General features: G+C 41.9%; 12 protein-coding genes. 7 read left to right on the forward strand and 5 right to left on the reverse strand.

The window, feature by feature from the left end:
* Positions 1-247 precede the first annotated feature (247 nt).
* The 5 genes from DUT70_RS00645 to DUT70_RS00665 all read left to right on the forward strand — a co-directional run bounded on the left by DUT70_RS00645 (position 248) and on the right by DUT70_RS00665 (position 5,155).
* Positions 248-1,291, forward strand: a complete 1,044-nt coding sequence (locus tag DUT70_RS00645; protein ID WP_128353263.1) for an RHS repeat domain-containing protein — start codon at positions 248-250, stop codon at positions 1,289-1,291.
* Positions 1,292-2,001: 710 nt separating this feature from the next.
* Entirely contained in the window at positions 2,002-3,273 is a 1,272-nt protein-coding gene (locus DUT70_RS00650) for a hypothetical protein (protein ID WP_113645345.1), read from the forward strand.
* Between the two features lie 61 nt (positions 3,274-3,334).
* The gene (locus DUT70_RS00655; protein ID WP_113645346.1) at positions 3,335-3,892 is read left to right on the forward strand and encodes a GNAT family N-acetyltransferase; all 558 of its coding nucleotides are present in this window, start codon (positions 3,335-3,337) and stop codon (positions 3,890-3,892) included.
* Positions 3,893-3,930: 38 nt separating this feature from the next.
* Positions 3,931-4,764: a hypothetical protein gene (locus DUT70_RS00660; protein ID WP_113645348.1), complete on the forward strand. Its 834-nt coding sequence runs from the start codon at positions 3,931-3,933 to the stop codon at positions 4,762-4,764.
* A gap of 199 nt (positions 4,765-4,963) precedes the next feature.
* Positions 4,964-5,155, forward strand: a complete 192-nt coding sequence (locus tag DUT70_RS00665) for a hypothetical protein (RefSeq protein WP_113645350.1) — start codon at positions 4,964-4,966, stop codon at positions 5,153-5,155.
* Between the two features lie 42 nt (positions 5,156-5,197).
* Here the strand turns inward: DUT70_RS00665 and DUT70_RS00670 are convergent, their stop codons facing one another.
* On the reverse strand, positions 5,198-6,157 hold the full coding sequence (locus tag DUT70_RS00670; RefSeq protein ID WP_128353264.1) for a hypothetical protein: 960 nt from the start codon (positions 6,155-6,157) through the stop codon (positions 5,198-5,200).
* Positions 6,108-6,788, reverse strand: a complete 681-nt coding sequence (locus tag DUT70_RS00675; RefSeq protein ID WP_113645354.1) for a hypothetical protein — start codon at positions 6,786-6,788, stop codon at positions 6,108-6,110. Before DUT70_RS00675 ends, DUT70_RS00670 begins: the two co-directional genes overlap by 50 nt.
* 228 nt (positions 6,789-7,016) lie before the next feature.
* Between DUT70_RS00675 and DUT70_RS00680 the strand changes: the two genes are divergently transcribed.
* Both DUT70_RS00680 and arr read left to right on the forward strand, forming a co-directional pair.
* On the forward strand, positions 7,017-8,138 hold the full coding sequence (locus DUT70_RS00680; protein ID WP_113645356.1) for a TlpA disulfide reductase family protein: 1,122 nt from the start codon (positions 7,017-7,019) through the stop codon (positions 8,136-8,138).
* Positions 8,139-8,297: 159 nt separating this feature from the next.
* Positions 8,298-8,723 (forward strand): NAD(+)--rifampin ADP-ribosyltransferase, encoded by a 426-nt coding sequence (gene arr, locus DUT70_RS00685; protein ID WP_113645357.1) that lies wholly within the window; start codon positions 8,298-8,300, stop codon positions 8,721-8,723.
* A 14-nt stretch (positions 8,724-8,737) separates the two neighbouring features.
* Here arr and DUT70_RS00690 read toward each other — a convergent pair whose 3' ends face one another.
* The 3 genes from DUT70_RS00690 to DUT70_RS00700 all read right to left on the reverse strand — a co-directional run bounded on the left by DUT70_RS00690 (position 8,738) and on the right by DUT70_RS00700 (position 11,142).
* Positions 8,738-9,352 carry a hypothetical protein gene (locus tag DUT70_RS00690; RefSeq protein WP_113645359.1) on the reverse strand — a complete coding sequence of 205 codons (615 nt, stop codon included), beginning with the start codon at positions 9,350-9,352 and terminating at the stop codon, positions 8,738-8,740.
* A 196-nt stretch (positions 9,353-9,548) separates the two neighbouring features.
* Entirely contained in the window at positions 9,549-10,403 is an 855-nt protein-coding gene (locus DUT70_RS00695) for a ferritin-like domain-containing protein (RefSeq protein WP_113645361.1), read from the reverse strand.
* Positions 10,404-10,422: 19 nt separating this feature from the next.
* Positions 10,423-11,142 carry a ferritin-like domain-containing protein gene (locus DUT70_RS00700; RefSeq protein ID WP_113646516.1) on the reverse strand — a complete coding sequence of 240 codons (720 nt, stop codon included), beginning with the start codon at positions 11,140-11,142 and terminating at the stop codon, positions 10,423-10,425.
* Between the last annotated feature and the right edge of the window lie 332 nt (positions 11,143-11,474).

The following is an 11,474-nucleotide window of genomic DNA, read 5'->3' on the forward strand; positions in this document are numbered from 1 at the left end:
TTCAGTTGCGTATCTAGCGTGCACGCTGTCATCCAGAGCGTTACCTGTCCCGACACTTCGGGAGCGAAGGATCTCATTCGTGCTTCTGCGGGAGATTTACTTCGTAGCTGTTCCACTTGGAGATTTACTTCGTAGCTGCTTCGCGGTCCTCCTATCGTCGGAATGACAAATAAGCGGACCTGGAGTAACCTCGAAATGACAGGCAAGGTGCAAGGCATAATCTCTCAAATAATCCCTATCTTGGAGGATGTTAAAATCGCTGAAGATTCTCTCCGTATGCTCGCTGTTGATGATATCCTATACCGTTCGAGCGCAGCAAAGCTATCAAAACCTAGAAGACAAATTAGAAATTGACCCTACACAGGTGTACCCTCAAGTCGTGGTGAATAAGGCTTGGAAGCAAAGGGTAACCTTTAAAAATGGTCGCGACACCCTCTACATTGAACGTTTTGACGGGGAGGGACGTAAGACTTATCAAAAAGGCTTTGACAATGGAAAGCCAGAATCGATCACGACCTATGTGAACAGTAAGGACGGTAAGACCTGGAGCTGGCGTTCGTTGCGATTAAAGAACAAAACCGTTTGGACCAGTAAAACCACTTACCGTTCCCCAGGAGTACCCTTGCGGTTTGATAACATGGATTACCGTGCCAATGGCGATACGGTAGGTAGCCAAGGTGCCCAGTTCAATTATGATGCTGCTGGCAAGCTGTTGCAACGAAGGGATTTTTCGGTGGGCAGAATGTCTATACAAAGAAACTACCGATACCAGGGGAAATTGCTGGTAGAAATGAGCAGCCAATTGGCGGGTTCTGTAGCGAAAAAGCGAATGGCGTATCGTTACGACGCGGATGGGAATTTGATCGAGTCGAAGGAGTACTTTATCAATCCTAAAGAAACTACCTTAATGAAAACCACGCTGTATGTATGGAAAAATGGGAAGGTGGTGGAGAAAACCTATCGGGAAGAGATTTCCAAAAAGCGGAACTACCATTTTTCGTACAGCTACGATGCCAAAGGCCGAATTGCGACTTGCCAAGCAAAGTTGGACACCGCCTTTAAGCAAGCCACTTTTATTTATGAGGGCGACCGTTTGAAGGAAATTACGATCCGTTTCAATTCAAATGAGTTTTTTCCTGATGCACTGCCCCTATGGCGAGCGGGAGTAGTTGCAGGTACAATGGTTTATAGAAAGGTATTTAGCTATAACGAAAAAGGGGATTTGGTAAAAGTGCAGGACTTTTATGACAACAGGCTCGAAAATTCGTTTAGCTACGAACTCACTTATTAGGATAAAGACTGACGAAGTTTAACCCTGAGAACAGGGCGAGCGTGTACTTGGGAAGGAATGTGCAATGCTATCGTCATCCCCAACTCGATTGGGTATCGTAATGCAATAGAAAGAAAAATTAAAAACGTTTTAAGACTGTTGCAATTGAAGATTTACTTCGTAGCTGCTCCATTTGGAGATTCCTCCTATCGTCGGAATGACAAATAAGGCGCATCCAGAGCGTTACCTGTCCCGACACTTCGGTAGCGAAGGATCTCATGGGTACTTCTACTGGAGATTTACTCCGTAGCTGCTCTACTTGGAGATTCCTCCTATCGTCGGAATGACAAATAAGGCGCATCCAGAGCGTTACCTGTCCCGACACTTCGGTAGCGAAGGATCTCATGGGTACTTCTACTGGAGATTTACTCCGTAGCTGCTCTACTTGGAGATTCCTCCTATCGTCGGAATGACAAATAAGGCGCATCCAGAGCGTTACCTGTCCCGACACTTCGGGAGCGAAGGATCTCATGGGTACCTCTACTGGAGATTTACTTCGTAGCTGCTTCGCGGTCCTCGTTATACTCGTAATGACAGGCAAGGTGCGTTTAACCTTTACTTTCCTGTCATCGGTCGATCAATAGCTTGTTTCTGTCGGTGATGATGGTACGCGGGTACGGCCTTTTTCAAATTTGCACTTGATAAAATAGCTTATCGCTTAAGTGATTAATATGAGAAAGATGAAAAACTACTTGGCCCTGCTGTGTATAGGGCTTTGCCTTAACGCCTGTAAAAAAAAGAAAGTTGAACCCGTACCTGATCAGGAGATAGAGATTCCTGGCGCCGTAAAAACAAAACATGGCGAAACGGTTGGAACCGCTAACACCTTGGTGATTGGTGCAACAGGCGGTACACTTTCGGTACCCAACAGCCAGCTTAAATTAATTGTGCCCCCAGGTGCAGTAGATAAAGATACCAAGTTTAGTGTACAGGAAGTTAAAAGCACGCTACCTTCTAATGCGGTATCAAGCGCCACTTACCGCTTTTTGCCAGAGGATGTGCAGTTCCAAAAAGAGGTGCAAATTGTGATGCCTTTCAACTACGAAAACTATTATGCTACCAAAACCATTCGCCCCATTTATCAAGATAAGCACGGCTATTGGCATGTGGTTAAAAACGCCACGATGGATATGAGTCAACAAACCATCACCGTCAAAACCAAACATTTTAGCGACTGGTCGTCTATTCCATTATACTACATCGAAATAACAGGAAAGAAAAGACTGGAAAAAGGGGAGAGTACCACACTAACCGTCAATCATTGGCCTACCACACCCTCAGGCGAGGATAATGATGACCTGTTGGCACCTACTGGAGAGGTTGGGGCAAGCTTTGTTAAAGAATGGCGACTATATGGTACTGGTGGCACGGAAGATCGTGGTACGGTGACTGGTTCTGGTGGTTCGGGTATCTTTACGGCACCTGCCAACTATCCTCCTTACCAAAGGGTGACGGGGATTGAAGCGGTGATGAACATAGGGGGATTTTTGGGTGATCAAAGTTTGATCATTTATGTAGATAGGCTGGCAGAATCATATTGTTATGCCAGTATAAACGGTGATCCCCCAACGAATACGTTCGGTACCAATGGTATTGCCATTACGTCTGGAAATCCCATGCAAGTGACCTTTTATAGCCATAATGGTACTCGAATTAGTTTCCAAGCACCAAATAATACCTTTGGCAAATATGTATTTGGTCCCGAAACGCAGGTGACTTTTTCTTACAACCTTGGTAATTACTATTCCTCTACTTACACCGAATGTTTACCTGCTGGCGATTTGTATACCAAAGGTGATATTGTCGTCATCGAAAATAAAAACGGATTGGTGAAAGGCGATATACAAGGGTTTATGCGAACACGTGAAAAGCAACCCAATGGCACCTATTGTTGGGGTAAAGAAGTATTGATTGAAGCGGAGTTTAGGTATAAGGTACGCTAATGCAGCAAAGCTGGATGTAAATAGTTGCCTTTTACCATTTACTTAACCATTGGGACGCACCATGAACAAAACAGATGAATTAGATTTTCATATCATTTCCAGTAACGAAAGCCATTTGATTAAACTGGTGGCAAGTTGGTATGAGGAACAATGGTCGATCCCCGAAGCAAAGGTTTCCGAAATGATCAGCCATCTTGATGATGAGCTTTTCCATGGCCTCCTTGCCATCAATGGCGAACCCGTAGCTACGGGCGGCATCCATCGCAAAGTAAGCGTGTTTGCCATTGATGCTACCCTTGCGGTATATGATTATTGGTTGGCATTGGTTTATGTAAGACCCGAGTTTCGTGGTAAAGGCATAGGCGCCATATTATGCGCCCAATTAGAACAAGAAGCCTTGAAACGCAAAATAGAAAAACTTCATCTGTTTACCCATACAGCCGAATCCTTTTACCGCAACCAGCATTGGCAGTTAACCAAACGTATTTTTTACCAAGATAGGGACATTGCCGTTATGGAGAAAAAAATTGATCGGCAGCAGGATCAAGGTGCGCTCGTCGACGAAAACCATACCTCGGTCGACGTTTGTAGCGTACAGCAGCAAAGCCACGTAAAATAGCTAGCCGCGAAATAAATACGGCACTAAAATGTAACTCAATGAAAAGAAAATTAACTTATCCCATCCTGCTATTGCTATTGATGGCTGGCGGATGTAAAAAGGCAGAACAGGCCAACAACCAAGAAACAAAAAGCAACCTTTTAGCAAGCTTACCCTTAAAGGAAATGGAATGGCCTGCCTTAGGGCATACCGCCACATTAAACTATAATGGCGACGGTACGCTTGCCGAAATTGTTTACCAGCGTCCAGGGATTTCGGAGAAACGAAGCTTTGGCCATGGATGGAATGGTATTGCATTTGTCGCCTCCACGCAATCACTAGCTTTTAACAGTTTTGATTATGATCCCACTTCCCGTAAAATAGCCAAAATGGAAAGGATTATTGGCGATGCGCAAACGGCAAGGGTTTATCAGTCGCAAAGGTTCGGCTACAATAACTTTTTGCAATTGACCTCGCTCAAATTTTATAATGAAAATGCTGCTGGTGCCACCTTACGTTCAACAACTAATTATCAGTATGTGTCAACGCTGGTTTCGGAAATAACTATTGTAGATCAGTTTGGAAACCAGCGCCTCATCAAAATTGATCAATATTCTGATGAGTTCGACTTCGATCCACTTTGGTTTATGGAAATGGAAATTGGCACCTTAGCCCCCTTGTATAATCTTCCCATTCTTCAGCACCTGGCTAGCAGACATAGATTGCCGTCGTCGTTTAAGATTTTTAAGCTAGAGAATGGCCAAAGCATCTTAGAAAAAGAATATGTAATTGACTATACCATTGCCAACAGACGGTTGGAAAAACAGGTTACATCGGTGAAAGATCATATCGCATCGATGTCGTCGGCACTAGAGGTCGTTTTCAAATACTAAGCCAACGGATATCTACTGAAAATTAAAGAGTACCTAAAGGGTACTCTTTTTTGCTTGCATTAGACTGACGAAGTTTAACTTCCTAAGAGGGCGAGAGCGTACCATGCTATCGTCATACCCAACTCGATTGGGTATCTTAATGCTATAGAAAGAAAAATTAAAAACGCTTTAAGATCCCCGCATACGCGAGGATGACGTTGTGGGAAAGGAACGAGCAATTACCAGTTACAAACATACTGATGCACTGCCGCTATGGCGAGCGGGAGTAGTTGCAGGTACAATGGTTTATAGAAAGGTATTTAGCTATAACGAAAAAGGGGATTTGGTAAAAGTGCAGGACTTTTATGACAACAGGCTCGAAAATTCGTTTAACTACGAACTCACTTATTAGTGCTTTACCAACTAAGTAGAGTTAAAACAAAAAAATGATTGTCTACTGGATGGTATACCCTATATACACAAATACCGAAGAGTTTGCCATTAGACTTTTGTTGAATACGTTATTAAACTGCCAGCCAAATCCACCAACCACATTGGTAGGTTCATTGTTCTTGGAGAAAAATATACCCGTGCCCAAATTAATGGGTGTTTCAGGTTCATTTAGGCCTGCACGAGCATAGGCATTTATTCCGAGGATATTTTTACCAAACATACGTGGCAGAACTCCATAGTCAAACCTTACTGGAAAACTATGATAGGTACGGTAGTCACCCAATTTTCCAGTATTCTGCTTACCTACCGAATAATTTGTGGAAGTGCCAATGAGGGATGAACCTATACCATCATCAAGATCTTCGGTATTGTTGGTCATTTTGTAACCAACCGAAATACCTGTAAGAGTATAATAGGGATTTCCGTTGGAAGTTTTCAATGTATTGAAGCAATTTTTGTTAACCGATGCATAGGGCTGTAGTTTTTTCAATTCAGTTTTTGAGAAATTCAGCGTATCCAACATGGTATACTTGTCGTAACTAAGACCTGCTTTTAGGTAAAAACTACGAGGTTTAGTATTAATGGAAGTTTGGGTGTCGAAATTTTCCTTTTGAATACCCCAAATAAAGGTGCCAGAAATTCCCGTGTTCAGTTTTCCTTGTTTGTAGATGCTGCCGATCCCATCTTTCACCTTAAGCTTGAGATCAAAGCCCATCATGCTTGTACGACTGATTTTTTCGGTCGTTGAATTTTTGATATTCTTATTATCTAAGGCTTTGGTCCCAATATAAGAAAGCGTAAAGGATTCCGAAGCGGTATTGATCCTGATGTTAAACCAGTCTTTAAGCGCATCGTTCTTGATCAGAATAGATTCTCCACTTGCGTCTTCAAAAACTGTTTGAGCACTAGAACTAAGACTGAGGGCTGTTAGCAATGACAGCAGCGTTATTTTTGTTTTCACGAGTTTTAATAATTAGTTGACCCGAAAAAGGATCTGCCTTAAATGGTTCTTTGAGTGTTTGGGTCTTTGTAAAGCTGCCGATTTCCTCTTTATTGCCGGTAGCTCTGAAAGCTTTGATCGTCAATGTATATTCATAATCGCCCTGACTAGAACGTACAACGGAATTTAGGTTTAGTATTGTCTGTGATCGTTTAATTTTCGTATAGGCGGACATTGTAAGTTTATCGCTGGCAATGCATGGTTTGTATTCTTGATCATTGATGTTCATCGTGAAAATCTTGAACTTATCATTTGAAGGAGTTGTATACTTGATTTCCAATTTGATATAGTCGTCTTTATCCTTGTCCGCAATTGCATCTAGGTTTTCATAACATGAGGAGGTTGCACTCAATGCCTCACTTAAACGTAGTAAGTCATCATTTTGAGCTTGTTGAAGCCCCTTAATTTCCAATTGTTGAAACGCCTTTAGGTCATTTTTATTTATTTTATAAGAGACGAACTCTGGATCAGAAATGTCGATGGTTTTTGGACGGTTATAAACACTGTTGAGTTGCAGAACAGTAAGTGCAAGGATTATTACCCACAACGGCCAGGTTTGTCGCAGATATTGGCCAATCTTTTGAAGATTCATATATAAAGAGGTTAATGTTAAATAAATATACAAATAAATATATCAAAGATATTCTCTGTGTGAAAAAAAATAATGATGTTATCTAATTGATACACATGGTTTAATATGAGATGCATCCCTAAAAAATAAAACTTACCCTCATCCCAATCATTGGTGCAACATTCCACTTATCTTTATGGTCTTTTGTTTAACATTAGTTAGAAATTTAATACGGACAAATCTTTTAACATGACGAGACTACTATTATTAGTGCTGTTGATCCATTTTTCGCTAGCTACTTTGGCACAAGAGCCGTTTGTATTGAAAGGCTACGGCGAAAAATATAAAGACGGAGACAAAATTTTCCTTTCTTATAAAAGCGGTAAGCAATGGATCAGAGATTCGGTGCAGGTTAAAAATAAGACCTTTGTTTTTTCGGGCGTAGTAAAAGGGCCTATTAGGGCCAGTGTTTATCGCAATCAAAACCCAGCATTTGCCAATATTATTTATGATATGACCCACGTGTATCTGGAAAAGGGGAACATTGCGTTGAAGTCGCCAGATACCCTCAAGCATAGCAAGTCTTCGGGTACCGCGGTGAATGAAGATTTTGCCAAACTGAATAAGATGCTGATGCCCATTTTAGACCGACTGTCGGCCATGCAAGACCCTACGGAACTTAACGCAGCGCAGAAAAAAGACAGTGCCTACGTATCTCGTGTCACACGTGAGTTTCTGTCGGTATTAGATGCGCTAACGGAGGCAAAATTCAAATTTGTGGAGCAGCAGCCTTCGTCGTTAGTGAGTTTGGTGACTTTGGATGAGCTGGTGAAAGATACCAAAAGGCTTAAGCAAGTGGAAGCGGCTTATGTGAAGTTACCTGTAGCCTTAAAAACAAGCGAGATGGGCAAGTTTGTAGCCGAAAGGATTAGCTTGGGAAAGAAAATAAGCATTGGCATGCTGGCGCCAAATTTTGCACAGCCCGATACTTTAGGGAAAATACATCAGTTAACAGATTACAAAGGGAAGTATGTGCTGCTTGATTTTTGGGCTTCATGGTGTGGGCCTTACAGGGCCGAAAACCCCAATGTGTTGGCCGCTTATGCGCAATATAAAAGCAAGAACTTTATGGTATTGAGCATTTCCATTGATGAAGCGAAGGATAGGGATAAATGGCTAAAGGCCATTCAGGAAGATCACCTGAACTGGCCACAGCTTTCGGACTTAAAGGGAAGCCAAAATGCCGCGCACCAGCTTTATGGCATCACCACCATTCCCGCAAACCTTTTGATCTCGCCAGAAGGAAAAGTTTTGGCGAAGGATTTAAAAGGTGAGCAGCTCCATGCAACATTAAAGGAGCTATTGAAATAAGTTTTAGGCTAGGGACAATGCTTTGTTATTTTTTATGGTAATATAGCATGTAGATTTAGGATGTTTTAGAAACTTCGTAAGTCTAATCCCGTACCGTCATTTCGACGATAGCAACCTTGAAAATGAACGAAGTTAAATCTGATCATAAAATCAACATCAATGAAAGACCAAACCCAACTTACCCACAACCCTTTTAGCCAAACCTTTTTTCACGGCACCAAAGCAGACCTTCAAATGGGTGATTTGATTTCGCCAGGGTTTCAATGCAATTATGCCGACAGGAAGCTGAGCCATGTATATGTAGCAGCCACCATTACGGCAGCCATTTGGGGGGCTGAATTGGCTTTGGGCAATGGCCGACCAAGAATTTATTTGGTAGAAGCAACAGGGGAGATAGAAAATGATACCAATGTAACGGATAAGAAATTTCCAGGGAACCCCACCATGTCCTACCGTTCGGTACATCCCTTTAGGGTAATTGGCGAAGTAGCCACTTGGTTGCCGCATACGCCCGAACAGGTGCAAGCCATGAAAGATGGTCTGCAAAAACTAACAGAACAAGGTACTAATGTGATTATTGATTAAGTAATGTCAGTAAATTAGTTTTTCCAATAGTAGTTCCATCTAATTCTATAGGTCATCGACTCGAAAATCATGGTTAATTTAGCATGATATTTGTCATTTTCCCAAATTGTCTTTCTGGTAAAGTAATCACCTCTTCCTGAATCTGATTTTGTGATTTGTGGTTCAAGATCTTCGGCATTAGGCTTTCCAAGCTTCACAATTAGGGCCGATTTAATTTTTTCATATTCCGCGTTATATGCTTTCAGCTTTCCACTTTCTTCTTTCCACATTTCTTGCTTCTTGAAAAAATTGCCGAAGCTTTCTCTCTCCCAATTATAACTAATGAACCTGATTACAGAATCTGATTTAGAAAAGAAATATTCGGCATGAAGCGGCAGAAAACCCGCCTGTTCACGTTTAACTATCACAGGGTTGGCTAGGTCGTACTTATTCACTAAAGGATAAATGCTCTCAGAAACGGAAACATTCATTGAAATTAGGTTAAGTTCTTTATTTAAAGATTTTTCGAATGCAATGGCTTGATGAACGGTAGTCTGTTTGGTCCAAATATCAATGCCGTCGTTTTTGAAAATGAAACTGGTAAAAATCAAATAGGCGATAAGTAAGAAAAAAGGAGCGCGTGTTTTCATGCTTGATGTTTGAAATATAAGTCTTTTTCAAAGATATCTATTTTATGAGGTTTTGAAAGGCTTGGTTTGCCTTAAAAATAAATGTTGACTTTTACCTATGTTGTTCTTGGCAGCGAGAGTAAAAAAAAATCCCCTTACGCTTCCTTTTCGGGGCAGGGTAAGGGGATGGTGAAAGAGGTTCGTTCCTATTAGTGTGTTAAAGCTTAAAGCCTGTTTTTAAGAAAAGGTTGGCAATGGTTACCACTTCCGCTTTGGTTAAAAACTCATCAAAAGATTCGGCTGCGGCAGCTTTGGTAACGGCGGTACCATTAATGCCCATAATTTCAACCCCTGCTTGTAAAGTGGTGTTTTCACGAGCATATACAGGATCAACCGCGGCAATACCCGTATCGTTAGAAACGCCACCAGCACCTAAACTGATCCAAGGTTTTAATCCAGTAGCACCATTTGCGGCCAACATTTGACGCAAGTGCGAGGCATGTCTGGCTTCTACCGAGTGAATTTGTAAAGCGGTAGTCAACACGGCATTACCTTTTAATACTGGTGCTTGCCCTTTGTAGGCACGTACACCTGTATCTTCAAAAGCGGTAGCTACCTTTAAAAAGGTCACGTAATCAGAGTAAACCGTACTAAAAGTACCGCCAGCGGTAAAATCAAAATTGGCGTATTCAAGCGGTGTTCTGGCTGCAGAGCCTAAAGCACCTTTTAATAAATCAACGTGGGCCTTTTCATGATCTCTAATGGTGGTAATGGCTGCGGTTGGCGCTCCTGCAGGAATTAAACCTGGGGCTGCCACTAGGGCATGATTGTAAAAATGATATTCCAAATATTCTAAAGTAAGGGCAAAGTTTAACACCTCGTTTACCGCCGTTGGGGTGGCTTGTCCATAAGCTTTGTTGAACAAAGAACCCAAAGCCAAAGGCATGGCCGCTAAAGAGATTTTCTTTCCGATATGGAAAAAATCCTGCATGGCTTTTCTTCTCGGATTTATTCTTTCATAAATCTCACCGTCAACTTTCTCAATCTCGTCTAATATGCTTAAAATGTTCATAATTTCTAGGTTTTAAAGGTTAAAGGTTGATGACATTAATTTTGGTTTTGATGTATTTGCTAGCGGCAGCTAACACTTTGTCGGGCGTTAAGGCAGCATCTAATCCACCAGAAACGTTGGCACCCAAAGAGGTTAAGCTGGATAGATCGGCAAAGCTACCGTTACTGATTTGGTCTCTTACCCAAGCGGCGTGTCTGGCTTCTACAGAAACAATTTGACCTGCCACCACTAAATAAGCATCAGTTTTTAATCGTACCCCAGCACCGTTGTAAGCAGCTACCCCTAAATCCTCGAAAGTTTTGGCAGCAGCAAGTACACTTGCACCATCGCTAAAGTTGATCGAAGAAAAATCCACGTCTAAACTACCGATGGCAGAAGTTCCCAATACTTTCTTGAAAAACTCACGGTGCGCAATTTCATGGAACTGCACATCTTGGAAATAGTTTTTTTGTGCAGTGGTAAAGCTAGATGGAGGGTTAGTCGCAACTTGAATGTAAAATGCAGCCTCCAGCTGCTCAAGAGCATAAGCGTAGTTCAATACACCTATATCGTCTTTAAAATCTAAGGTAGCGCCAAAGGACATACTTGGGCTTCGGTCTTTTTTACAGCCAGCGGCAACTAATGCCATTACGGCTGCACCTGCCCCAGCATATTGCAAAAAGGCTCTCCGCTCAAGCCTGGCGTCTAAAATGTCGGTTTCTTTAGGGGATGTTCCTTGGTTCTCTTTTAGGTTTTCCATAACAAAGGGTTTTAATGGGTTGATTAAAAGGTTGTTTTGGAGTATGTACGGAAACGAGAAGCTTTTGGATTTCACAAATTGAAAATATTTTTCAAATGCTGTTGTTAGGGGTTGTTCTTGGTACGCTTTATTTGTCATTCCGACGATAAGAGGACCGCGAAGCAGCTATGAAGTAAATCTCTAAACGAAGCAAGGATAACAGGCATGGTGGGTAGCAAAGTCCAAAGATCTCTCCATAAAGTCGAGATGACGATGTAGCAAAGCAATGAACAGTTAACCAGTTAAACGATTAAACAAATAACCATTACTTAAAGAGTTCCTTCGCTACCGAA

Origin of the sequence: Pedobacter chitinilyticus (assembly GCF_003313385.1) — a bacterium.
Taxonomy (GTDB): Bacteria; Bacteroidota; Bacteroidia; order Sphingobacteriales; family Sphingobacteriaceae; genus Pedobacter; species Pedobacter chitinilyticus.